A 23,690-nucleotide genomic window follows, 5' to 3' on the forward strand; every position below is an offset into this window, starting at 1 on the left:
CTTTTAGTGTGTTTCACTTTTAATCATTCCAATCTGGTACAAAATCCATGAGCATATCGTCACCATGCTTTTTGCCTATCCTATAAGTCAGAGTGATATTCACCAAATAATCGGCGAAGGCGGCATCTCCATTTTTGTATACTCCAGTAGTAGAGGAAATTTGCTTGTCTTGGTAGCTTTGTACTCTGTTTCTGGCCACCGCAAATGGTATGCTTGCATTGATGGCTATATTGTTTTTGCTATAGGCTATGCCAGGTTCTATAGATATGGCATAGCCTGGCCGCCGATATCCAGCGCTGCCACCTACTAGGTCTGTAGAAGGCACGCCTTCTACTCTTCCACCAGCATACATACTGAACCCGTGAAGGGAGGTATTGTAAAATGATCCCATGCGTATAGCAAATTGGTCAGGGCATGAAAACTCACTGGTCTTGGATCTGGTGAGTATGCCGTTAGTTTCTTTGGGATTGATTAGGTAAAAGAGGTTGGTGGATAAGACGAATTTTTCTGAGAGTACGTGATAGCCTTGCACGTCTAGCGTGATGCCTGTGCCACCGTCTCCAGGCTGGATCGATTGATCCACTACAGCATAATTTGTTTCATTTTTATTAACGCCCTGATTGTAAAAAGTGTCTTTGTAGTCGTAGTTGCCTGTTGGCAATTTAATGCCTACTCCGATGGCATAATTGAAGGATTTTCCTTTGGATGGGTCAATCAGCCAGTAGCCCATGCCTAGTCTCAAATCGGACAAGCCGCGAGCAGTTGTTTCGTGTCTTTCACCTAGTCCATTAGGCGGGTTGCCTCCATGCTCATACATAGAGGAACGGTTGTGATGAGTGAAGGGAAGGATGGCTGTAGCATACAGCCGGTTAGTAATGCCATACGTTAGGGATAGGTCTAGAAAGTAGCTCTTGTTGATGACTTCTGTTCCATTTTCGATGCGTTCGATTTCTTCATGATTTCCACGGAAGTGGCGAAAAGATTTGAAATATCGAAAGCTGGTACTGATAAACGCCTCTCCTTTGGATGTTCCGAAAGTATTAGATAGCCCTGCTGAGCATCCGCTAAACCCTCTTATGGCAACGCACCCCTGAGCTAAGGCTTCTGTAAAGCATAAGGCTAGTACAAAACTAGAAGGGATGAGAATTGATTTTTTCATTATAAGTTAAGTTCAAATAGGTAGTTGAAAAAAGGGTGTTGCTTAATTTCAAGATTAATGAATTCGGATAGATGCCAGATAGAGTAAAGGATGAAATGGCTATCTTGGTGGATGAAAGTATTGGATGAATGGATAAGACTATGCACTGCCTGATCGTAGATGACGACCCTTTGATTTGTGATTTATTAGAGCACTATTGTTCTAAAATTGACTTTGTGTCTAATGTCACTGTGACGAATAGTGGTTTTGAATCTGTGAATCTGATCAGTCAAAATCATTTTGATGTAATCTTGTTGGATTACAATCTACCTGATCTTACTGGTAAGGAGATTTTGCAATTGATTCGGCCAAATACAGCCGTGATCATGATTACAGCCAATAGAGATTTTGCGCCAGAGTCATACGATTACGATCAGATTGTGGACTTTTTAGTAAAGCCGATTGATTTTGCGCGATTTTTCAAAGGGATGCAAAAGGTGCAAAAAAAAGATGGTCAGCCCGTCTCAGTACAGGATCAGATTTTTGTAAAGGATGGCAACAAACTAGTGAAGGTGGATCTAAAAGAGGTGCGCTATGTCAAATCTGCAGCGAACTATGTAGAGCTGGTGTTTGCGGATAAAAAATTATTGACGCTGATGACACTTACACAGCTTGTCGAAAAACTACCTGAGTATTTTCAGCGTGTCCAGCGCTCATACATTGTGAATGTCAATCATATCGATAGCTTGGGTGGAGGCGATGTATATATCGGAGCAGAAGAGATTTCGATCAGCGACCTATACGAAAAAGAGTTACTCAACAAGATCAAGCTGCTCAAATAGTCGTAATTCATTTCTGAAGTAGCACAGATTGTAAAGCATGAGATTGTCGATGAGCGTCAATTTTTCTTTGCTTAGATCGCTCACACGATCAGGTAGTGTTGTGTGCAGCAAGTCTAGTTTTAGACTCCTGATGTGCGTGATCAATTTGTGCCGAATAGCTGTCCACTCGTCTTCGTTTTGACTGTTGAATGTCTTATGTATTCTCTCCAAGTAGGTTTCAAATTCAGAAATGAGTAAGCGCAAAAACTGTTTCACTTTGATAGAGTCATGATCATACTGGGCATAGTTAAGAGTGGTATTTGGTGTATCTGCTTGGTTTTTGCCAAGGGCAAGCATGACCAAATCTTCCAAATGCCCTACAGAAAAGGGTTTTTGTAAATAAAGTGAACTGACTACTTTCATTTGTTTAGGCTCGAAGGCCGATAGTACGATGAGTGGTAGTTTTTGTTTTTTCTGTAGATCTATAAGCTCTTTACTGGCCACATAACCATCCAACATTAAGTCGCTAATGATCAAGTCAAAGCGCTGATGGGCTAGCAGGTCTGAAGCAGTATTGAGTTGGTCTGTTTGTACTACGTCAATTTGAGACGAGGTAAGGAGTTGGTGTATCAGTAGGCAAGCGGGTTTATCATCTTCGATATGGAGTATCTTTTGGGTTTGCGGCCATTTGGGTAGCTTATTTTCTTTGGTATGTCCATGCAAATAAGGTAGCGGCTCGGTTTCCACAGCAGGGATGATGACCCGAAACGTGGAGCCAGCTCCTTTGCTAGAAGTGACCTCGAGTTTGCCATCGAAGAGCTCTATGAGCTGCTTTACAATTGAAAGTCCCAACCCAAAGCCATCTTGTATGGCTGGGTGGGTTGTCTGTTCTTGATAGAATCGGGTTCTGATTTTTTCTAGGTTTTCGGGCAATATCCCTGTGCCTGTATCTGTCACACAGACTGCTATGGAGTCATTGGCAATAAGGTGACTGGATAAAAGTACACGCCCATTTTTTGTGTATTTAATAGCATTTACTATCAAATTGGTAATGATCTGAGAAAATCGTAAGGCATCCGATTGGTGCCATTGATCTTGAAGTTTGGCGTCTAGGTCTAGCTCAAATTTCAGCCCCTTGGTCACGGCTTCGTACTGGTAGCTCGCATAGATATCTGACAAGAGTTGATAAAAGGAGACAGGGGCATATTTGAGACGGACTTGGCCTTCCAGTAGTTTTTGATGATCGAGCACGTCGTACATCAGCCCAGCTAGTGATTGAGCACTTCGGTGGATAGAATCTACTATCGGAGCTTGTTTTGGAGTGGGTTTGTTCTTTTTTAGTAATTGGGTCAGCCCCATAATGGCATTGAGTGGGGTACGGAGTTCATGACTCATATTTTGTAAAAACTCATCTTTTTCCCTTATGGCCTTTTGCTCTTTGCTCAATGAGTCTTTGAGATCTTCTACCTGTTGGTCAATTTTAGCTTTCATTTCAGAGAAAGTACGAGCGAGTACACCCAGTTCGTCTTTTCTGTCTTTAGAAAAATCCAATGCGGCAGATGAACCTTGTTTGTAATTGCCAATCGTTTGTGTTAGTCTGCCGATTCGCCTAGCAAATAGACGAATAAAAATAAGTGCAACACCCAGTGCTATTAGCGCAACGATTGGAATCACCCAGAAACTATACTTTCTGACGGCATGTACACTATTGAGGGCATTGGCTTCATCGAGGCTCGTTATTAAAAATATTTGATGGTCATTTTTAGAATAGCGCAGGGCCTTGATTTGTACAAGGTAATTGTGATGCTGGGCGTCGTTGAGATTTTCAAATCGTACTGAATCGGTGTAAAGAGCCGCCATGGGTTTGTTGAAGTCTAACCCAAACCTTTGATAAGTTCTGAGTTGCCTACTAAAGCACTTTGAATTGTTTGCGGCAAACAAGTACTGGCCTCCCTCATCTACGAGCATGAGAGATACACCCGTTGTCATCATGGTTCGTAGTTGTTGATAGAAGGCACTCAAATCTACATTGATCACCACCATGGCGATGGCTTTTTGATTGGCGTTGAATATCAGGCTGACGGCGCGGATGGTAGGTGTGTGTGTGGGAGTTACTACGCCGTATTCTTCGTTGAGACTGATGGGTGAAAAGTAGAATTCACCAAAATTCAGATTGAGTGCGTCTTTATAATAAGGACGATCACTTTTGTCTTGAAGGTCGTCTTGATCCGTAAGGGTGATTTTATCTTCGACTTTGTCTAATCTTAGAATTTCCTTTCCTGCATCAGAGAGGCTGATTAGTCTGATTTGAAAATAGTTAGGCTTATTCTTTAACGTAACAAAGAAAAGGTTTTCAATTTCTTGTCTGGCTTCAGGTGTAGACTCGTGAGCAAAAGTCTTCAGTTTTGAATTTTCCGAAAGGATCGAAATATCATTTTTGACTTCAGTCAATAAGGAAAAAAAGGATTGTTCGGCTAGTGTGGAGGTGTGTGAAATACGCTCTTGGCTAAATTTTGCTATGATCTGAGAGGCTCGTTGGTAGATAAGGATGCCCGAACTAAAGATAGCTAGCATTAGAAGTCCGATAAAAAATAGTCCGAACCGGGTAACAAGCGAATGCCAAATATTAACTACTCCCTTTGCCATAGATTAATTTATTGGGCTAAAGCTAGACAAAATTTGAATGCAAGATTTTATCTGCTTCAAATAGATTGGAGTAGTGACTGGACGACATGGAGGATGTTTTCTCTTGTCTCTACATCTTCTATTTCTCTTGCTTTATTTATTTTTCCCTTGATGCCAGGGATGATGAGCTTGGTCGAAGGTTGTAGGTCTGCATCGAGTGTGGTCATGATCAAGTCTAGGGCCTCGAAGGCTTTCTGTCCACTAGCAGAAGCCACGATGAGCGCGACGGGTTTATTGGAGAATAATGTAGTGGAAACATTCCATTCAATGGCATTTTTCAAACTACCAGGCAGGCTAAAGACATATTCAGGGCTACATATTATGATGCCATCGGCTGCTTGGATCTTGTCTCTAAAGGTTTGGACTATTGCTGGGAGACCGTCGTTGTCGAGGTCTGGATTGAAATGAGGCAGTTTGTCTATGCCATCAAATATTTCAAAGTCTACTGTGGCAGCCAGATGGGTTTTGATATAATTCAAAACTACTTCGTTGGATGAGGATCGGCGAGTACTTCCAGAGATGGCTAGTATTTTTTTCATGGATAGCTGTTTTCAAAGTGGTTGAGGTTGATTCAACGATTGACTTTGAGATTTATTGATACGCGACGATATACTTGTAGGTTTGGTAAGAAAGGTTTTTAATAAAAGGCATCTTCAAAATGGGTGATATGATATTTTGCATCAACAGCTATGATATCAAAGCGAATATTGCCTTGCCAGTTGTTGGTTATCATGTAATGCTCAGCACCTTCAATGATTGATCGTTGTTGATTGGGAGAGACAAAAGTTTCGGGATGGCCAAATTTGGTTGAGCTTCTGTATTTCACTTCTACAAAGACAAGTGTTTCTTTCTGTCTCATGATCAGGTCTATCTCAGATTTCTTATGGCGATAGTTTCGATCGGCCAATACGTAGCTTTTTCTCAGTAAATAATCGAGGGCAAGGTCTTCAGCCTTATGGCCTTGTGCTTTAGGTGTCTGGAATGGGGTCAAATCGGCAATACTTTCAGCTAATGTATCCAAATCACCTGACAATTCATCGAATTAGCCAAATAGCGCTAATTATGGCTTTATAATAAATCAAGGGGTTCGCTATGAATATTTCATTATTTAGCCTGAATCATTAGAAACCAAAGCAATGATTGTCGGAATGATTAAAAATTATCAATAATAAGTGCTGGTCTAAGTTGATTTTGCAAAAAATATAATTTGAGGGTCAAAAAATAACGAGATATGTAATAATTGATGCAAATCAGAAAATACTTGGATAAAAAAATACGTAGTTATACGTAAAAAAACTACTTTAGCATCTCAAGAGCATTAAAAACAACCCTGAATGACTTGAATTTGCAGCTAAACGAACCAAACGGGTTCATTTTTTAACCACTACCTATCCTAATCTGCAATATTCAATGATAAAAACTTGAAAATCCCACGGTGGGACTTTCCTGAGGAAAACAATTTAGAACTAAAAATTACATGCTATGATTAATCTGTTGATGAATGTAGTGCAAGATTCAGTTGCTGTCGCCGAGACAACAGCTGCTGTTGTCGCCGAGGTACCAGCCGAAGTGACTACTGCGGTTGCGGAAGCTGCTGCTGCTGGTGCTACTGCATTATTTACGGCCAACAACATTTGGATGATGTTGGCAACAGCTTTAGTGTTTATTATGCACTTAGGCTTTGCGGGAGTTGAGGCTGGCTTTGGCCAATCGAAAAACACCGTTAACATTTTATTTAAAAACACAATCACTCCTATTATCGGATTGGTGACTTACATGATCTGTGGATTCAACTTGATGTATCCAGGGGAATTTGGCATCATCGATGGTGTCTTTGGTTTTGCTGGTTTTGGTCTTGATGCAGGCGAGGGAGCCTCTATCGACTATGCTGGTGGAGGATACACTTACTGGACTGATTTCTTATTTCAAGGCATGTTTGCAGCGACTGCAGCTACTATCGTATCTGGAGCTATCGCTGAGCGTGTAAAGATTTCAACTTACATGCTGTTTACATTGATCTATGTGGGTATTGTGTACCCAATCTTAGGTAGCTGGAAATGGGGTGGCGGATTCTTAGACGCTGCTGGATTCTATGACTTTGCAGGTTCTACTTTGGTTCACTCTGTGGGTGGATGGGGAGCTTTGGCTGGTATCATCGTGATCGGGCCAAGACTTGGCAAATACGTAGATGGCAAAGTAATCGACAAGCCAGGTACTTCAGTGCCGTTGGCAGTGATCGGTGTATTCTTGCTATGGTTAGGCTGGTTCGGCTTCAACGGCGGATCTGTACTTTCTGCTGATCCAGATCTAGTATCATTTGTATTGGTGACTACATGTATGGCAGCTTGTGCTGGCGGTCTATTCGGATTCTTTACTGCTTATGTAGTATTCAAAAGATTGGATCTTGGTATGGTGCTCAACGGTATCCTTGCAGGACTGGTAGGTATCACGGCTGGTGCCGATGTGATCTCGGTCAACAACTCATTGATCGTAGGTGCTGTAGCTGGTGTCATCGTAGTACTATCTGCTATCACACTAGACAAATTCAAATTGGATGACGTAGTAGGTGCTGTTTCAGTTCACTTGAGCTGTGGTATCTGGGGTACACTCGCAGTAGGTATCTTCTCTATGAATCCTGAGCATACTTTCGGAACTCAACTATACGGTGTGGCTATGTACGCTTTGGGTGCATTCCCTATCGCATTCGCCATCTTCTATATACTGAAGGTAACTGTAGGAGTAAGAGTATCTGAACAACACGAAAAAGAAGGTCTTGATACTCACGAACATGGTATCAGAGGATATACAATCGTATACGACGATTAATAAAAAAAAATCCTGCTTCGCATGTCTGCCAACATCGCGAAGCAGGAAAATTACTCACAAATCTGAAAAATAAATTTATGAACCGTTACACAAATTTAATCATGAAGAAATTTTTATCACTTGTATTGGTGACATTTTTTACAGTCTCATACAACGCCTTCGCACAAGAAGAAGAATCAAGTAAGCCTGAGTTGTCTATTTCAGGTAGTGTAGATGCTTATTATAGAGCTAACTTGAATGCATCTAATAGTTTATTAACACCAGACGCTGATGGTGACTATAATACCTATATAGCTCCGACGTCATCATTTGCAAATAAACCTGGGTTTGCTTTAGGTATGGCCAATGTGATATTGGGACTAGAAGGTAAAAAGACGGGTTTTGTTGCTGATTTGGTTTTTGGCCCTAGAGGTACTGACGCCGTCTTCGGTTCGACTACCGCTTCTTCTAGCATCGTAAATCAATTGTATGCATACTGGAATGTGAGCGAAGCTGTGACTTTGACAATTGGTAATTTCAATACCTTCTTGGGGTATGAAGTGATCTCTCCTACAGGCAACTACAACTACTCTACTTCATACATGTTCTCTTACGGACCGTTCTCTCACTCTGGTTTGAAAGCTGATTTTTCTTTTGGAGATGTTACGGCCATGCTAGCCGTAATGAACCCAACTGACGCTACAGATTTCAACCCTTCAGGAGATTATGTATTGGGTGCGCAATTGGGTTATGGTGGAGCATATTTAAACTTCATCTATTCTGATGATTTTTATCAAGTGGATTTAACTGCAGGATGGGATTTGACTGATGCGCTCTATTTGGGTGTAAATGCTACAAAAGCTAAAGATAGTTTCTCTGGCGCAGCACTTTATTTGCAAAACTCATTCTCCGATTCTTTCTCTTTAGGACTCAGAGGTGAGTATTTCAAAGATGAAGCAGGGCTAGCAATTGCAGCAGATGAAAGCGTGATTGACTTGACATTATCTGCTAACTATTCAATTGGCAACTTGACATTGATTCCTGAATTCAGAATGGATATGTTGTCTTATGATGATGGATATATATTAAAAGGAGATCAAACTTATGATGCAAATGGAAACATCTCTGGTATTGCGAATGCAGAGTTAGGCAAAAGCCTATCATCATTTACATTGGCAGCAGTATATGCATTCTAAGAACATTTAAGACTAGCTTTTGCCGGGGTGCTCTCGAGGGCGCCTTGGCAAAACTTTTAAACACGAATGCTTAGTCATCTGGTCTTTTGACGCAAGGTGATTAAGAATAAAAGAAAACAGTAAAAGCTAAAATTTAATATAATGGCAAAAGCAAAGTTAGAATACATTTGGTTGGACGGTTATAAGCCAACACAAAGTTTAAGAAGCAAAACTAAGATCGTTGATAACTTCGACGGAAAACTAGAAAGTTGCCCTATGTGGTCTTTCGACGGTAGTTCTACCGAGCAAGCAGAAGGAGGTTCTTCGGACTGTTTGCTAAAACCTGTAGCGATCTTCGCTGATCCAGACAGAAAAAATGCATTCCTCGTGATGACTGAGGTTTTGAATGCCGATGGTACCGCACACGAAAGCAACGGCCGTGCAACTATCGACGATGATGACAATGATTTCTGGTTCGGATTTGAGCAAGAGTACTTCTTGATCGACAACGGAACAGGAAAACCACTAGGTTTCCCAGAAAATGGATACCCTGCGCCACAAGGACCATACTACTGTTCAGTAGGGGCTAAAAATGCATACGGAAGAGAAATTATTGAAGAACATTTGGACCTTTGCCTAGAGGCAGGTATAAATGTAGAAGGAATTAACGCAGAAGTTGCGGCTGGACAATGGGAATTCCAAGTGTTTGCCAAAGGCGCAGCAGAAGCTGGTGATCACGTATGGGTAGGCAGATATCTACTAGAAAGAACAGCTGAAAAATACGGTGTATCTATCGAATGGAGACCAAAGCCAATCAAGGGTGACTGGAATGGCTCAGGTATGCACGCCAACTTCTCAAATTCAATTTTGAGAACGTGTGGATCTCAGACTACTTACCAGACCATTTGCGAAGCATTTGCTCCTTTCGTAAAAGAGCATATAGATGTATATGGTGCTGAAAACGATCAACGTTTGACTGGTGCGCACGAGACTCAGTCTATCGACAAATTTAGCTATGGTGTATCTGACAGAGGAGCTTCTATCAGAATTCCAATTGCTACTGTAGAAAACGGCTGGAAAGGCTGGTTAGAAGACAGAAGACCTGCTTCTAATGGAGATCCTTATAAGATCGCTGCAAGAATTATCAAAACAGTAAAAACTGCTGTGGTAGAGCAAGTGCCTGCCTAAAGAAACTGTTTATTTCAAATTGACAAAAGGGAAACTCGATTCGGGTTTCCCTTTTTTAATGTTATAACATTGGTTTTGTGATCGACACGACATGCTTATGTGTCATACGTGCATATATGGCAATTTTCGGAATGCCTGTCTATGCTACTAGCAGTAAGGTTCCGAGCTTCTCATGATGGCCTGTAGGTTTAGATCATTTGATATTAAGTTGTGAAAGCGCGGAAAGAACAACTAAAATATCAGGAAAGTGGCCGAACAACTCAGGAGTATGATCATTAATATCACCACGAAATGTTTCATTATTTCTTGAATTAGTTACATATAAGACAAGCAATAGTGATACCACCCTCATATTTCCTTCCTTAGAATTTCCAAAGGACGTTTTCTCAGGACTGGTCTAATGTTGAATAGTCCAATTAAAATCGTCCCGAATGTAATGGAGATGAAAATCAAAAAAGTATGGTAGTAGCTGACGAGAAAATCGTTTTCGAACACAAATTTGGCCAACAGCCAACTGAAGCTATGAGCTAGTACCAGCCCCGCCAATGAAGCAATAGCTCCTAAGGCAAAATACTCTATACAAGTGATCCAGAAAATCTGATAAGACCGAGCACCGATGGTTCGGAGTAGTACGCTTTCTTGCACACGCTGAGTCTTGCTTAGAACTACAGATCCTGCCAGTACGATCAAGCCAGTGAGTACACTGAATCCTGCCATGAAATTGATGGCAAAGGAGACTTTGTTGAGGATGTCTTCGACTGTTTTGAGGATCAATTCCAAATCTATGATCGATACGTTGGGAAATAGGCGCACAACGGCTTGCTGAAATCGAGCAGATACATCGGAGGCATCTACCTTGGTCACCAGCACATGAAATTGCGGTGCATGCTCCAGCACACCAGTAGGGAATACGATTAGAAAATTGGTCTGAACTCGCCGCCAGTCCACTTTCCTAAAGCTACCGATGTAGGCTTTTATCAAGGCGCCTTGTACATTGAATAACAATTCATCACCTATTTTCCATTCACGTGATTGAGCAAATCCTTCTGAGACAGATACATATATGGTGTCTTCTGGCTGCTCTACTTTCGATTGGAGTTGACCTTCAGTAAGTGTTTCAGAGTCGATCAGTGTATCTCTGAAAGTAACTCGATACTCTCGGTTGAATACCCATGCTGGGAGGTTAGGGAGCGAATCTTTTTCTGCTAGTTTTTTATTGATGCCATTGATTTCCTTGAGGCGCATCGTAACAATAGGTACATCTTGGATCACAGGTAGGTCGTAGTCGGATGTGAGGGCTTTTAGCGCGTCCCTCTGGTCAGTCTGGATGTCGAACAGCACCATGTTGGGTCGTTCGTCTGCTCCAGTTAGTGTGATTTGCTCTACGAGGATATACCTCGAAAAGAGCAAGGTAGAAATCAGCACGGCACAGATCCCAATCGTCAAAAGGAGTATCGTACTTTGGTTGTTGGGGCGGTGTAGATTTGCGATTCCTTGTTTCACCAAAAATGAAGAAGCTCTAATCGAAAACTTTTTGGCCAAAGCCATCAGTCCCCTAGCGATGAGAGCAAGCAGGCCGAAAGTTACCCCAAGTCCTAGCACAAATAAAGCGGCTTGTTTCCATTCTCCAATCTGGAAATAGGCAAAACCAAACAGAAATAAGGTAACAAGTGAGAATACCACAATCGTAGATTGATCGACGGAGGAGTGGTCAGACTCGAAAGTGGCTCTGATCGATTGCAGAGGAGATATTTCCCCCAATCTGATTAATGGAATTAGGGCAAATAGCACAGCGATGATCAGGCCTAGGCATATCCCTTCTACGACTACTATCCAAAAAATCTTGGGTTCAAATGAAAATGGTAATATTTCCCCTAAAAGTCTGGGCAAGTAGTATTGTAGTCCCAGACCTAAGGCTGTACCTATCACAGATCCCATCAAGCCCATAAATAACACTTGATAGAGGTAGATATAAAAAGCCTGTTTGCTTTTCACTCCTAGGCAACGAAGTATCGCTACGGATTTGTTTTTTTCCTTGAGATAGATGTGAACAGCCCCAGCCACCCCAATACTTCCTAATAGCAAGGCAATGAATGCGGCAAGATTCAAGAAAATAGATAGGTTGGCGAAAGCCTCACTGGTGTCTTTTTTACGTTCTTCTACGGTTTCGTATTTCAGATCCAGTGCTTTGAGACGTGCTTCGTATTGAGTAATTACTTCGTCGGCAGTGGCCTCTGTCGGGTATTTGTAAAATACGGAGTGTGTCGCTCTGCTGCCTTTGGTGATAAGCCCAGACTGGTAGGCATTATGTTGGGTAATATATACAACAGGAGCAACGGCTGTGGATATACCGCTTTGGCCAGGTACATTTTTTAGTTTGCCGCGAATTTCGAGTGTCAGTTTACCGATACGAATTTCATCGCCTATTTCTACATTAAACTGTAGCATGAGTTTTTCATCTACAAGTGCATAGTCGCCGTTGGTGAGGTCGCCAGCGGCCCAGTGCGGCTCGGTTTCTATTTTTCCGTAATAAGGGAATAAACCCCGAATGCCACGTACTTGTACGAGACGTGTGCCGTCTGTCCGAGGAAAATAGACCATGGAGCCAAAGCGAGTTTGTCCTGACTTTTCTTCTCCAAGAGAGTCTATCAGTGCTGCTTGCTCTGTAGTGAAAGGCTGCTTACTATATACTTCCAAATCTGCACCCAACAATGCTTTGGCTTGTAGCTGTATTTCTTCGTCTAGGTTTCTTTTAAATGAGTTGATGGCTACCAGTGCAGCAATGCCGATAGCTATCGAAATGGTAAACAACAGAAGTTTTGAGCGACTTCTCCTGCTGTCTCGCCAAGCCATTTTGAGTAGCCAGCTTTTCGAATACTTTTTAGTGGGAACGGAGATTTGACTATCCATATCAGCTGGCGATCGAAGTCTTGAGCGTAGCGTCAGTCATCATTTTTCCGCCTTTGAGGCGAATGACTTGATCTGTTTTTTTTGCTAAAGCGGAGTCGTGAGTGACTAGTACCAGAGCCGTGCCTTTTTCTCTATTTAGTGTAAACAATAGGTCTTCTATTTTTTGTCCAGTCTCTTCGTCTAAGTTGCCAGTAGGTTCGTCGGCAAATAGGATTTTGGGTGTGTTAGAAAATGCTCTTGCGATGGCTACACGTTGCTGTTCCCCGCCAGATAGTTGACTAGGATAGTGCTCTGCCCGATTAGCCAGCCCTACTTTGGCGAGCAAATCCTTGGCTACGGTTTTGGCTTTTTTATCTCCTCTGAGTTCTAGCGGTACCATCACGTTTTCTAGTGCCGAAAGGGTAGGTATCAATTGGAAATTTTGGAAGATAAACCCGATCTGTTCGTTTCTCACCTGTGCACGATCATCTTCGCTAAGATTATTTAGTTTGATTTGGTTGATTTCGACAGACCCACTGTCCGATTGATCTAGCCCAGCGACTAAGCCTAAAAGGGTCGTTTTGCCACTGCCAGATGGTCCTACGATGGAGAGAGACTGACCTGCCTGAAGTTCGAAGCTAATGTCGTAGAGTACTTGCAGCGATTTGCCGCCACTTTGATAGGATTTGGAAAGGTTTTCTACCTTTAGAATTGTTGACATGAAATCTGTTGTTTCCGATTTTTACGAAAACTAATGCCAGAAGTTTATGAATGCAAGCATGTTCACCTTTTCCAAAGTTCTCATCTTCAGAAAAAATTAATTAAAATTCATGTCACGGTTCAGCTCATAAGATTCTTCGAGCCACTGCACAAATTTGTTGTTTTCGTCTACCAAGATGGTTTGTGGTTTGATCTCTTGATCCGTGAGCTCGTAACCCATGATAATGATTTCTTCACCTTCTTTGATGAGATGCGCAGCCGCCCCATTCATACAGATGGCTCCTGAGCCGCGAGGTCCTTCGATTACATAAGTTTCCAAACGAGAGCCAGAGGTGTTGCTTACAATTTGCACTTTCTCCCCTTTTCTCAATCCCACCAGATCAATTAGGTCTTTGTCAATAGTGATACTACCCACATAGTTGAGATTCGCTTCGGTGACTACCGCTTTGTGAATCTTCGATCTCATGATCCATCTCATACGCTTTTTGACTTTAATGTTGTGCCGCGAAATTAAACATTTCAACAGCCAATAGAATCTAACTCCACAAAATTAGGGGTTTTTACCTAAACATGAATAACCTGAAAAAGGTTTGGCTTCTATTCTCCTTATGGAGGATAGTCAAGCATTGCATGTGGCTTCATAAATGCCCCATTCTCGTGGAGTGATGGATGAGGGATTTTCTGTATCTTGGTTTTTCAAATCAACAGTACTGATTATGAAAAAACTAGCTGCATTTTCCTTTCTGGTCTTAATTGTTCATTTAGGCTATAGCCAAACACCAAGAGAATTTCCTTATCAAGATGGCGACACGACTTATATCATGAAGCAATATTTTATGGGTTTTTTGAAAAGAGTGGAGAACAAGCCTGATTTGGATTCTGTCAAAGCTGCTGAAATTCAGCAAGCTCATCTTGATTACATGAGCGCCAATGGCAAATCGGGTGCATTGCTTATCGCTGGGCCTTTTGGCGACGATGGTGACATGAGAGGTGTTGTGATTTACGATGTAGCCACCAAGGCCGAAGCCGATAGCATCATTAGCAACGACCCCGCAGTAAAAGCTGGCCGACTCGCTATAGAAGTTCACCCTTGGTGGGCAGCTAAAGGGAGCCGACTAAAGTGATTAAGGAAAGGGTGAGCTAATTTTCTTATCTTCGGCGGATGAATTGGTCAATTATACTCGTCGGGTTTGTTTTTTTAATGAGTTGTCAATCTCAAAAAAAGGAAACGAATACACCCATTGCATCTTCCGAAACAGCTGAACAGGTCGTTCAGCCTTCTTCTAAAAAAACTATTCTCTTCTTTGGTAATAGTATTACGGCAGGTTATAAACTCGACTTGTCCGAAGCTTTTCCTGCGCTTATTCAAGAGCGATTGGATTCGTTAGGGTTGGGTTATCGGACGGTAAATGCCGGCCTCAGTGGAGAGACTACAGCAAGTGGCAACTCACGTGTGGAGTGGGTAATGAAAAACCCAATGGACATCTTTGTATTGGAACTAGGAGCCAATGATGGGCTCAGAGGGATTAGTACTGCCGAAACAGAAAAGAACTTATCGTCTATCATAGAAAAAGTAAAACAGAAATATCCCACTTGTAAAATCATATTGGCAGGCATGATGATACCTCCCAATATGGGACAGGAATATGCAGATAGCTTTCAGCAGATTTACCCTGCATTGGCCGAAAAATATCAGATCCCATTAATTCCGTTTTTACTCGAAGGTGTGGCGGGAGATCCAGCCCTCAATCTCGAAGACGGCATCCACCCCACACCAGAAGGTCATCAGATACTGGCCGAAAATGTGTGGCAAGTACTGGTCACTATATTATAACTTTTATTCCCAATGATGTTAGACCTTTTACAGTCTTTAGAGAATTTTTTCACTGTCGCAGTTGGTTATGTCTGGGGTATGCCTCTGTTGATATTGCTTTTAGGAGGAGGCGTGTATTTTACTATTTATGCCCGTTTTCTTCCTTTTAGATATTTCAAACATGGCATTGATGTACTGAGAGGCAAATATGACAATGCTGAGGAAAAAGGAGAAATCAGTCATTTTCAAGCCCTGTCGGGGCACTTGGCTGCCACGGTAGGTATGGGCAACATCAGTGGAGTGGCATTGGCCATAGTAGCTGGAGGCCCAGGAGCTATTTTTTGGATGTGGATCAGCGCTTTGCTTGGCATTACCACCAAGTTTTTCACTTGCTCATTGGCGGTGATGTATCGAGGCAAAGATAGTCAGGGAGATTTGCAAGGAGGCCCCATGTATGTGATCAGAGAAGGCATGCCTAAGGTATGGAAACCTTTGGCGGCATTCTTTTGTGTTGCGGGATTGTTTGGTGCTACGCCCATTTTTCAGGCCAATCAAATCGTGCAGGTGACTAAAGATGTTATCCTAAGGCCGATGGGGATGGTTGGAGAGGATGAATTGATAGTCAATATTTTGATCGGCTTAGTCATTACTTTTTTTACGGCTTTGGTCATTTTTGGAGGGTTGAAGCGTATCGCTGATGTGGCTTCTAAACTGGTGCCAGCCATGGTGGTGGTCTACGGTCTGAGTGTTTTGGCCATTATGATTGTCAATGCATCATCTGTTTGGACTAATTTTTTCTTGATTTTTGAAGATGCCTTTACTGCAAATGCAGTGTTAGGAGGTGCTGTTGGAGCTGTGATTATAGAAGGAGCCAAACGAGCTGCATTTTCGAATGAAGCAGGGATAGGTACAGCTCCTATGATGCACGGGGCAGCGAAGACAGACGAGCCCATTCGAGAAGGCCTAGTAGCTATGCTTGGGCCAGTGATAGACACGATGATTGTGTGCACGATGACAGGGCTTTGTATTTTGTCTACGGGCGTGTGGCAGGCTGGTGGGAGTGATGGAATTACCTTAACGGCTCAGGCTTTTGAATCTTCTATCCCTTATGTGGGGCATTATATTTTATTTGTTCCAGTATTGATATTTGCCTTTACCACCGTTTTCGGAATGGCTTATTACGGTAAAAAATGTTTTTCCTACCTTTTTGGAGCCGAATACGGTCATTTGTTTAACTACTGGTATGTTTCAATTATTGTGATAGGATCTGTTTGGTCATTGGATGGGGTAGTCAATCTGATTTTTGTGATGTATGGCCTGATGGCTATACCTACCATGATATCAGCCATATACTTGTCTCCAAAAGTGTTGAAAGAAGCCAAACGCTATTTCTCGGACTTGAAGGCGTAGACCGCAATGAGCCAATACCCAAGGGCAGGAAGGAGGGTGTAAGGCACAATGCCAGGAAGGAAGAGTGATCCGTACAAAATGTCGAAAGAGAAAGACCACCGTAGCCAAACCCATAATGCACAAAGGTTGCCAAGAAATAAGGTAATCACAGCTGTGATTAGAAAATAAGTCCACTTAAAAAAGTGTTTCCGTTTTAGCGCGTAAGCGAGCGTAGCGATAGAAACTAGATAGGTGACGCTACCCATAAAGGCACTAATCAAGAATATTTCGATGAGAGGAGTTGGTAATGGCTCAGGCATCACTCTGCAATATTTTCTTGGTGATCATTTCTGCATGTACTCTCGAATTTTCGATAAACCACTTGTTGGTTTGCAATCCGCCACAGACCACTCCAGCCAAAAATATGCCTGCCACGTTGGTTTCCATGGTTTCGGGGTTGTGTGCTGGAGTCTGCATATCGTCCGATCCTATTGTGATCCCTAGTGATTTCAAAAAAGTAAAACTCGGCTGATAGCCAGTCATTGCGAGCACAAAGTCATTTTCTAAATTTACTTTTCCATTGGGTGTGTCTATAGTTACCTCTGTTTTTTTAATCTCAGCAATCGAACTGTTGAAATAGGCTTTGATAGAAGACTCTTTGATGCGGTTTTCTATATCAGGTCTTACCCAGTATTTTACTCTGGGGTTGATCTCTGGTTCGCGCACGACCATGGTTACGTCCGCCCCTTTCCGATAGGTTTCGAGTGCTACGTCTACCGCAGAGTTAGCCGCGCCCACTACGATTATTTTTTGTCCAAAATAAGGATGCGGTTCGTCGTAGTAGTGCTTCACCTTTGGCAAGTTCTCTCCAGGTACATTGAGCAAGAAAGGCAAGTCATAAAACCCTGTGGCTATGATGAGGTTTTTGGCAACGTATTGATTCTTTTCTGTTGTAATCTCAAAATGTCCTTCTTTTTTTACTTTAGAGACTCCTTCGTATAGGTTTACCTTCAAATCCCATGAAGTAGTCACTCGTCGATAATATTCTAAGGCTTCTGCACGGGTCGGTTTATTGTTGTGTGAAATGAACGGCACACCGCCTATTTCCAACTTCTCCGAAGTAGAAAAGAAGGTCATGTTCATGGGGTAGTTGTACAGCGAGTTGACTAGACAACCTTTTTCTAAAATCAGATAACTAAGCCCGTTTTTTTTGGCTTCTATCCCACAGGCTAGTCCGATAGGCCCAGCGCCAATAATGACTACATCTAATAGCTGATTCATGTCGCAAATTTATGATTTGAAAGCGTAAACGCCTATTGGCGTAATGCAAAAGTCCATCGGGATGTCATGCGCTTCTGCGAATGGAATTTCGTCTAGTGGAGGAGCTAGGCTCAGGCCCACTTTCAGGCAGTGGGGAGCGCAGTCAGCCAAAAACCGATCGTAGTAGCCCGCTCCATAGCCCAACCGATGTCCCTTTCGATCAAAGACAATCAATGGTATCAGTACCATTTCTAAAGCTGTAGGAGACACCAATGTGCCATACTCGGGCTCTGGAATATGGTATTTGTTTTCTTTGAGTTGTTTGTAATCTTCGAATAGATAATGCGTGAGTTCATTGCTCGTCATGCTGCTTTTTGAAATGACTATTTGTTTGCCTTGATTTTTGAGCGACTCAATTAGTGGCCAAGTATTTACTTCCTTGTTTTTGTCTATAGACAAAAAGGAATGAATCAACAAGACGTTATGGTTTTGTAGAAAGGAGTGAAAATGAAGCAGAAGCCTTGCATTCATTCGGTCGAAATCCTTAGCCGACAGCATTTTCCTTTTGCGCAGATAGACCGTGCGATACTTTTTTTTATCAACCTTGGGTGTGGTCTCGCTCATGTTTCGAAATTAAACATTAGTTGAGAAAAGGATGGCTGGGTACTAAAAAAGAGATTTCCAGGCCGAGTTACTCGATGCCTAAAAACCCCTTTGTTGTTTTTTGTTAATCTAGCGTCTAGTTGATGCTTAGCATGCGTACTGTAGAAACCAAAAAGTCTGCAATGCTAGCCGCAATTTCATTGTCAGCACTTCTGCCTATGATGTAGGCGATAAATAGGAAGTATATCGCTAAGAGTATGAATGCTTTTAGTTTCCCAATATACTTAGTAGAAGTAAAGATAACGACCGCGATTACGGTCAGGATTAAGAGTAAGAAACGGAGTTCGCTACTCAAATTCACCATTTCCAAATCCATATGAATAGGGCCGTGCATGATACAGAAGATAAACAGCGGAAAGCCGAGTGCAAAACACACGTCAAAGATATTACTACCTAGTGCATTTGAAATGGCATCGTCGTACTGGCCTCTTTGGGCGTCTTTGATGGAGATGATGGTGTCTGGAAAGCTTGAGGCTGCAGAAGCCAAAACTAAGGCTACAAACATCAGTGGAATACCTAAGCCATTGAATGAGCCCAAAAACGGCACTTCATATACTTCCGCTCCCATCCATTCACAAGCTACTACTAGCAGGTAGCATACCATAGCAATGGCTAGTGTTGAAAAGAGCAAGAGTGGCCATGCGTTTTTGCCCGTTACTTTATTGTTTCTAATAAATAAGTCTTCTAGGTTGAAGGTCAGCAAACTCATGAAAAAAGATGGTGCTGGGCCACGGTCTTCTTCCTCTTCTTCCTCCTCCTCTTCTACGACAGTATCAGGAGAAACTTCTTTTTTCTGACTGCTTTTCATCGACATAAACATGTAAGTGATGTATACCACATATACGCCCATCAAGACTAAGCCATGATACCAGTCGAGGGTGTTGCCACTGATCAATACCAAGAAGATCAACTCCGTGATGATAAGTGCAATGCCATCTCGTAACATCACCTTTTTTGATACTTCTATTCTTTTGGCAAGGCCGATGCCGATAACGGCTATGACCGATACGGCAGGAATCACCATACTATTGAAAATGGCGCTGCCCGCTGTAGTACCAATACCACCTGAAAATCCATCAGCGTTTTGTAAAACAAAAAGGAAAAATAAGGAAGTGAATACTTCTGGCATCGAGCTGGCAATCGCATTGATGGATGCACCACGCACACCTTCTGAGAGGTTTCGCCCAATGTATTCAGATGCTGTCATGAAGCCATCTCCAGCTCTCCATATTACCACACAGCTTATGGCGATTAAAATCAACGGTATTATGATGCCCATATATTGTATTATTTTAAGTTAAGCTCAGCGGAGCTATTATTAGCTGAAGAAAGCAGAACTCAATATATATAATGTTTTTAAAAAGCTGATTGGGTTTCTAAATTAAAGCATTTTTTCATACTATCAGCAATCCTCAATCAAATATGTGGATTTGTTGTCTGCTAGAATGTAGGTACGTAAATGGGGCTAACCTTGGATTGCTATGCTTGAAGAATGGCTTGAAATGACCGATGCAACATTGCAACATGTAAAGATTCATCAACCGTAAATTGGTCTGGTCTGCCTATAGCGAGGGAGAAGCTTGGTTTCTTCTAATTTGTTGTTTTTTTAATGATTGACAGATTCCATATCAGTCAGCCAATCCTAATATTTTTTGTATCTTTATTTCTAAGCTAAAATAATCTACATGGACTACCGTACTCAGATGAGCATACTCATTCAATTGGCTCTTGTCGACAATCAATTGTCGCAGACAGAAAAGCGAATGATTTATACTCTGGGAAAAGCCAATAAAATACCAGAAGTCGAACTTGATTCATTATTTAATGAGAGTCTTAGTAAAAAAAAACATGAGCTACCGCCATTGACAAATCTTTCCGAAGAGGATAAATTTGAATACCTATATCACCTCATTCAGTTGATGAAAGTGGATAAAAAGGTATATTTAAGTGAAATTAAATTTTGTGAGGAATTAGCGGAGCGACTTGGGTACAAAAAACGAGTGGTGAAAGAACTGAGTAGTCGGATTTTTGGAGATCCAGCTTTTGGCTCTAGCCGAGACACGCTCCTTACAATCATAGAAAAGCACAAACTGATTTAAATTTTACCATTGAATGCGCCTGCATTTATAAACCTTAATAAACAATGAGCATTAAATCGCAACTAAGCATGTTGGTGAAGTTGGCCAATATAGACAACGACTTCGCTGATGACGAAAAAGACATGATTTTCATGGTGGGCAAAGCCAATGGAATTTCTGAAGAGGAAATTACTGGATTGCTTGAAAACCCTGAGCCACTGCCCCCGCTAGGTGCAATGACTGACGATGACAAATTTGAATACCTATTCAACGTAGTTCAATTGATGAAAATTGACAAAGAGGTATTTCTTAGTGAAGTCAAATACTGTGAAGAAGTGGCCGTGAAACTAGGATTCAAAAAGGCGGTAATCGCCGAGCTTTCGGCCAAGGTATACTCTGATCCAGGGATTGTGGCTAATAGAGAGTCTTTGAAGAAAGCAGTACTCAAGTACCAAAATTAATCTACACCAGATACAAACAAAACAAAAAAAGGAGGGCTGACCCTCCTTTTTTTGTGTGAAAAAAGATTCAAAAAATGGATGCTAAAAACGGTATGGTTTTAGCATCAGAGGGTAAAAAAAATACACCCTGTATAAATAGTAAAAATCCTTACCTTTGCAGATTCATTTTCGCTCATGTGGTATAAACTTTCGCATATAATAATCAAGTTCAGGCTCTCATTGATTCTGACGCTTTTCGGTATTACAGCTTTCATGGCTTACAAAGCACAGTTTGTGCAGTGGTCTTTTAGCTTGGCTAATATTGTTCCTAAAACTGATCCAGAAATGATCTTCTTTAAGGAGTTCAAACAGGAATTCGGGGAGGATGGCAATATTCTGGCTATTGGTATCAAGGACAGTGCAGTGTTTGAGCAGGACAACTTCCGTAAGCTCAAGTATATGACAGACGAACTGGCCAGTATCAAGTACGTCAAAGATGTACTGAGTTTGCCGAGTTTAAAGCGTCTGGTCAAGGACAAAGAAGATAATAGATTTGAATTAGAAAATGTATTTGATGAGATCCCTTCCGATCAGGCCAAGCTAGATAGTTTGATCGCTTATTGTCAAAGCTTAAAATTTTATAGTGGCCAATTACTCAATGCGGAGAATGGTGCCAACATGGTACTCGTTACGATCGAAAATGAAGTAATGAATTCCAAGGCGAGAAACACGGTAGTGGGAGATGTGTTGCAGGTTACGGAGCAATTTAGAGAGCATACGGGCATCGATCTAAGATATGCGGGACTACCCTTCGTGCGATATATCAATACAGTGAAGATCAAAAAAGAGCTGAATATGTTCTTGGTCTTTTCGGTAATGGTTACAGGGTTTATACTCTTTCTCTTCTTTAGGTCATTCAAAGTAGTAGCCGTTGCCCTGCTGATCATCGGGATGATAGTCGTTTGGGTGATGGGAACCTTGGCACTGTTTGATTACCAAATCACGCTGCTTACAGGACTGATTCCTCCGATTATTGTGGTGATTGGCATTCCCAATGCGGTATACATGCTCAATAAGTATCATCAAGAATATTTCCAACATGGAGATCAAAGAAAGGCATTAGAGCAAATCATCAGGAAGATTGGCATTGTCACCCTGATTACCAACTTCACTACGGCAGTTGGTTTTTTGGTATTGGCCTTTACGGATATTGTAGTACTGAAAGAATTTGGCGTCATTGCTGGAGTCAATATTTTAGCCACTTTCGTGGTGAGCTTGATCATGATCCCTGCGGTTTTTTCTTATTTGAAACCACCGTCTAGCAGGCATTTGAAGCACTTAGAGTTTGTAGCACTGGACAAAGTACTGACAGGCTTAGACCTATTAGTACACAGACATAAGTATGCCATCTTTAGTGTGACTGCTGTCATAGTTGCTCTTTCAGCTTATGGAATCACTAAGATAGAAGCGAGGTCTTATATGGTAGACGACTTGCCAGAAGAAAGCCAAGTCAAGCAAGATTTGAAGTTTTTCGAAGAAAACTTTGCTGGAGTGATGCCACTAGAGATTATTATTGATACTGGTACTAAAAAAGGTGTACAGAGTTTGAAGAACTTGCAGAAGATTGATGAATTTGAGACCTTTCTTAATTCACTTGATCATGTGTCTCAGCCCTTATCGGTAGTGAGTTTTATCAAAGCCACAAGACAAGCCTTTTACAATGACAATCCTGGTAAATACGCTTTGCCTAATAATAGGGACAAGAATTTTATTTTCAGGTATCTCAAAAAAGAATCTGATCAGCAAGGTATATCCAAAGCATTTGTAGATTCTACTGGGCAGAAGATTAGAGTGTCACTCAAAATTGCAGACATTGGATCTAACAGGCTCGACTCATTGGTAAACCTAGTGATTCAGCCTAAGATCGACGAGATATTCGGTGAGACTAAAATGAAAGTGGCTGTTACAGGTACCACTCTGCTGTTTATTAAAGGCAACAAATTCTTGATAGACAACTTGATTACCAGCATGATTATCGCCTTCGTGATTATTGCCTTTATCATGGCTTTGCTATTCAAGAATTTCAAAATGATCATCATTTGTTTGATTCCTAATGTGATTCCATTGATGATCACAGGTGGGATGATGGGGTTTGCAGGCATTCCATTGAAACCTAGTACGGCCCTGATTTTCAGCATTGCCTTTGGTATTTCGGTGGATGATTCTATTCACTTTTTGGCGAAGTATAGACAGGAACTATTTGCCAACAACTTTTTCGTGCCTTTGGCAGTTAGCAAAAGCTTGAGGGAGACAGGAGCCAGTATGATTTACACCTCTATTATTTTGTTCTTTGGGTTTGTGATTTTTGCTGCATCTGAGTTTGGAGGTACAGTGGCTTTGGGTGCGCTGACTTCTACCACATTGCTGATGGCTATGCTTACCAATTTGATTGTATTACCAGCCTTGTTGTTGAGGTTCGATAAAGGGAATAGAGACACTGAGAGTCATCCACTTATTGAAAAATATCCTGAATTTTATGATGAGCGCGAAGATGAGGAGATAGACCTTGACATGATTGAAGTGAAGGAATCTAACTAGCCCATTCCATTAGTAGAAATTAGTTTTT

Annotated in this window: 21 protein-coding genes; 10 read left to right on the forward strand and 11 right to left on the reverse strand. The window is 41.7% G+C overall.

Annotated elements, in window-relative coordinates:
• Positions 1-19 precede the first annotated feature (19 nt).
• A complete protein-coding gene (locus N7E81_RS06350) occupies positions 20-1,159 on the reverse strand; it encodes a transporter (protein WP_263052447.1) in 1,140 nt (379 codons plus the stop codon).
• 128 nt (positions 1,160-1,287) lie between these two features.
• On the opposite strand from N7E81_RS06350, the gene N7E81_RS06355 reads away from it, so the two are divergent.
• On the forward strand, positions 1,288-1,980 hold the full coding sequence (locus tag N7E81_RS06355) for a LytR/AlgR family response regulator transcription factor (protein ID WP_263052448.1): 693 nt from the start codon (positions 1,288-1,290) through the stop codon (positions 1,978-1,980).
• Here N7E81_RS06355 and N7E81_RS06360 read toward each other — a convergent pair.
• The 3 genes from N7E81_RS06360 to N7E81_RS06370 all read right to left on the reverse strand — a co-directional run bounded on the left by N7E81_RS06360 (position 1,951) and on the right by N7E81_RS06370 (position 5,665).
• Positions 1,951-4,533, reverse strand: a complete 2,583-nt coding sequence (locus N7E81_RS06360; RefSeq protein ID WP_263052449.1) for a hybrid sensor histidine kinase/response regulator — start codon at positions 4,531-4,533, stop codon at positions 1,951-1,953. The two genes, N7E81_RS06355 and N7E81_RS06360, sit on opposite strands and share 30 nt — an antisense overlap.
• Positions 4,534-4,661: 128 nt before the next feature.
• A complete protein-coding gene (locus N7E81_RS06365; protein ID WP_263052450.1) occupies positions 4,662-5,183 on the reverse strand; it encodes an NADPH-dependent FMN reductase in 522 nt (173 codons plus the stop codon).
• A gap of 98 nt (positions 5,184-5,281) precedes the next feature.
• Positions 5,282-5,665, reverse strand: a complete 384-nt coding sequence (locus N7E81_RS06370; protein ID WP_263052451.1) for a YraN family protein — start codon at positions 5,663-5,665, stop codon at positions 5,282-5,284.
• A 461-nt stretch (positions 5,666-6,126) separates the two neighbouring features.
• Between N7E81_RS06370 and N7E81_RS06375 the strand changes: the two genes are divergently transcribed.
• The 3 genes from N7E81_RS06375 to N7E81_RS06385 all read left to right on the forward strand — a co-directional run bounded on the left by N7E81_RS06375 (position 6,127) and on the right by N7E81_RS06385 (position 9,812).
• Positions 6,127-7,470, forward strand: coding sequence for an ammonium transporter (locus tag N7E81_RS06375; protein WP_263052452.1), 1,344 nt, complete (start codon positions 6,127-6,129; stop codon positions 7,468-7,470).
• Positions 7,471-7,571: 101 nt separating this feature from the next.
• The gene (locus N7E81_RS06380; RefSeq protein ID WP_263052453.1) at positions 7,572-8,645 is read left to right on the forward strand and encodes a porin; all 1,074 of its coding nucleotides are present in this window, start codon (positions 7,572-7,574) and stop codon (positions 8,643-8,645) included.
• Between the two features lie 141 nt (positions 8,646-8,786).
• A complete protein-coding gene (locus N7E81_RS06385) occupies positions 8,787-9,812 on the forward strand; it encodes a glutamine synthetase beta-grasp domain-containing protein (protein ID WP_263052454.1) in 1,026 nt (341 codons plus the stop codon).
• A gap of 348 nt (positions 9,813-10,160) precedes the next feature.
• On the opposite strand, the gene N7E81_RS06390 is transcribed toward N7E81_RS06385, so the two are convergent.
• From N7E81_RS06390 to panD, 3 genes are all read right to left on the reverse strand, one after another.
• Entirely contained in the window at positions 10,161-12,722 is a 2,562-nt protein-coding gene (locus N7E81_RS06390; RefSeq protein WP_263052455.1) for an ABC transporter permease, read from the reverse strand.
• Between the two features lies 1 nt (position 12,723).
• Positions 12,724-13,422, reverse strand: a complete 699-nt coding sequence (locus N7E81_RS06395) for an ABC transporter ATP-binding protein (protein WP_263052456.1) — start codon at positions 13,420-13,422, stop codon at positions 12,724-12,726.
• A 96-nt stretch (positions 13,423-13,518) separates the two neighbouring features.
• Positions 13,519-13,887, reverse strand: coding sequence for an aspartate 1-decarboxylase (gene panD / locus N7E81_RS06400; protein WP_317624067.1), 369 nt, complete (start codon positions 13,885-13,887; stop codon positions 13,519-13,521).
• Positions 13,888-14,137: 250 nt separating this feature from the next.
• Here panD and N7E81_RS06405 point away from each other — a divergent pair, with 250 nt between their 5' ends.
• Genes N7E81_RS06405 through N7E81_RS06415 form a run of 3 tightly spaced genes read left to right on the forward strand, consistent with a single transcriptional unit; the run spans position 14,138 to position 16,644 of the window.
• Positions 14,138-14,545, forward strand: a complete 408-nt coding sequence (locus tag N7E81_RS06405; RefSeq protein WP_263052458.1) for a YciI family protein — start codon at positions 14,138-14,140, stop codon at positions 14,543-14,545.
• 38 nt (positions 14,546-14,583) lie between these two features.
• Positions 14,584-15,255 carry an arylesterase gene (locus tag N7E81_RS06410; protein ID WP_263052459.1) on the forward strand — a complete coding sequence of 224 codons (672 nt, stop codon included), beginning with the start codon at positions 14,584-14,586 and terminating at the stop codon, positions 15,253-15,255.
• 12 nt (positions 15,256-15,267) lie between these two features.
• Entirely contained in the window at positions 15,268-16,644 is a 1,377-nt protein-coding gene (locus tag N7E81_RS06415) for an alanine/glycine:cation symporter family protein (RefSeq protein ID WP_263052460.1), read from the forward strand.
• On the opposite strand, the gene N7E81_RS06420 is transcribed toward N7E81_RS06415, so the two are convergent.
• The 4 genes from N7E81_RS06420 to N7E81_RS06435 form a co-directional block, all read right to left on the reverse strand.
• Complete coding sequence (locus N7E81_RS06420; RefSeq protein ID WP_263052461.1) at positions 16,620-16,943, reverse strand: hypothetical protein; 324 nt, start codon at positions 16,941-16,943, stop codon at positions 16,620-16,622. The two genes, N7E81_RS06415 and N7E81_RS06420, sit on opposite strands and share 25 nt — an antisense overlap.
• Positions 16,936-17,904: a YpdA family putative bacillithiol disulfide reductase gene (locus N7E81_RS06425; RefSeq protein ID WP_263052462.1), complete on the reverse strand. Its 969-nt coding sequence runs from the start codon at positions 17,902-17,904 to the stop codon at positions 16,936-16,938. The genes N7E81_RS06420 and N7E81_RS06425 overlap by 8 nt, the downstream gene beginning before the upstream one ends.
• A gap of 9 nt (positions 17,905-17,913) precedes the next feature.
• Positions 17,914-18,507, reverse strand: a complete 594-nt coding sequence (locus tag N7E81_RS06430) for a 5-formyltetrahydrofolate cyclo-ligase (protein WP_263052463.1) — start codon at positions 18,505-18,507, stop codon at positions 17,914-17,916.
• Between the two features lie 115 nt (positions 18,508-18,622).
• Positions 18,623-19,825 (reverse strand): sodium:calcium antiporter, encoded by a 1,203-nt coding sequence (locus N7E81_RS06435; RefSeq protein WP_263052464.1) that lies wholly within the window; start codon positions 19,823-19,825, stop codon positions 18,623-18,625.
• A gap of 406 nt (positions 19,826-20,231) precedes the next feature.
• Here N7E81_RS06435 and N7E81_RS06440 point away from each other — a divergent pair, with 406 nt between their 5' ends.
• The 3 genes from N7E81_RS06440 (at position 20,232) to N7E81_RS06450 (ending at position 23,662) form a co-directional block, all read left to right on the forward strand.
• The gene (locus N7E81_RS06440) at positions 20,232-20,645 is read left to right on the forward strand and encodes a TerB family tellurite resistance protein (RefSeq protein ID WP_263052465.1); all 414 of its coding nucleotides are present in this window, start codon (positions 20,232-20,234) and stop codon (positions 20,643-20,645) included.
• Positions 20,646-20,689: 44 nt separating this feature from the next.
• Positions 20,690-21,085, forward strand: coding sequence for a TerB family tellurite resistance protein (locus N7E81_RS06445; protein ID WP_263052466.1), 396 nt, complete (start codon positions 20,690-20,692; stop codon positions 21,083-21,085).
• Positions 21,086-21,337: 252 nt separating this feature from the next.
• A complete protein-coding gene (locus N7E81_RS06450) occupies positions 21,338-23,662 on the forward strand; it encodes an efflux RND transporter permease subunit (RefSeq protein ID WP_263052467.1) in 2,325 nt (774 codons plus the stop codon).
• The last annotated feature ends 28 nt before the right edge of the window (positions 23,663-23,690 follow it).

The organism is Reichenbachiella carrageenanivorans, assembly GCF_025639805.1.
GTDB lineage: Bacteria > Bacteroidota > Bacteroidia > Cytophagales > Cyclobacteriaceae > Reichenbachiella > Reichenbachiella carrageenanivorans.

Coding starts and splice junctions, on each gene's coding strand:
- N7E81_RS06445 (WP_263052466.1), top strand. CDS start 20,690: ATGAGCATTAAATCGCAACTAAGCATGTTGGTGAAGTTGGCCAATATA.
- N7E81_RS06360 (WP_263052449.1), bottom strand. CDS start 4,533: ATGCTAGCTATCTTTAGTTCGGGCATCCTTATCTACCAACGAGCCTCT.
- N7E81_RS06375 (WP_263052452.1), top strand. CDS start 6,127: ATGATTAATCTGTTGATGAATGTAGTGCAAGATTCAGTTGCTGTCGCC.
- N7E81_RS06430 (WP_263052463.1), bottom strand. CDS start 18,507: ATGAGCGAGACCACACCCAAGGTTGATAAAAAAAAGTATCGCACGGTC.
- N7E81_RS06450 (WP_263052467.1), top strand. CDS start 21,338: ATGGCTTACAAAGCACAGTTTGTGCAGTGGTCTTTTAGCTTGGCTAAT.
- N7E81_RS06390 (WP_263052455.1), bottom strand. CDS start 12,722: ATGGATAGTCAAATCTCCGTTCCCACTAAAAAGTATTCGAAAAGCTGG.
- N7E81_RS06385 (WP_263052454.1), top strand. CDS start 8,787: ATGGCAAAAGCAAAGTTAGAATACATTTGGTTGGACGGTTATAAGCCA.
- panD (WP_317624067.1), bottom strand. CDS start 13,887: ATGAGATCGAAGATTCACAAAGCGGTAGTCACCGAAGCGAATCTCAAC.
- N7E81_RS06415 (WP_263052460.1), top strand. CDS start 15,268: ATGATGTTAGACCTTTTACAGTCTTTAGAGAATTTTTTCACTGTCGCA.
- N7E81_RS06405 (WP_263052458.1), top strand. CDS start 14,138: ATGAAAAAACTAGCTGCATTTTCCTTTCTGGTCTTAATTGTTCATTTA.
- N7E81_RS06410 (WP_263052459.1), top strand. CDS start 14,584: ATGAATTGGTCAATTATACTCGTCGGGTTTGTTTTTTTAATGAGTTGT.
- N7E81_RS06350 (WP_263052447.1), bottom strand. CDS start 1,159: ATGAAAAAATCAATTCTCATCCCTTCTAGTTTTGTACTAGCCTTATGC.
- N7E81_RS06365 (WP_263052450.1), bottom strand. CDS start 5,183: ATGAAAAAAATACTAGCCATCTCTGGAAGTACTCGCCGATCCTCATCC.
- N7E81_RS06420 (WP_263052461.1), bottom strand. CDS start 16,943: ATGCCTGAGCCATTACCAACTCCTCTCATCGAAATATTCTTGATTAGT.
- N7E81_RS06355 (WP_263052448.1), top strand. CDS start 1,288: ATGGATAAGACTATGCACTGCCTGATCGTAGATGACGACCCTTTGATT.
- N7E81_RS06435 (WP_263052464.1), bottom strand. CDS start 19,825: ATGGGCATCATAATACCGTTGATTTTAATCGCCATAAGCTGTGTGGTA.
- N7E81_RS06380 (WP_263052453.1), top strand. CDS start 7,572: ATGAAGAAATTTTTATCACTTGTATTGGTGACATTTTTTACAGTCTCA.
- N7E81_RS06425 (WP_263052462.1), bottom strand. CDS start 17,904: ATGAATCAGCTATTAGATGTAGTCATTATTGGCGCTGGGCCTATCGGA.
- N7E81_RS06395 (WP_263052456.1), bottom strand. CDS start 13,422: ATGTCAACAATTCTAAAGGTAGAAAACCTTTCCAAATCCTATCAAAGT.
- N7E81_RS06440 (WP_263052465.1), top strand. CDS start 20,232: ATGGACTACCGTACTCAGATGAGCATACTCATTCAATTGGCTCTTGTC.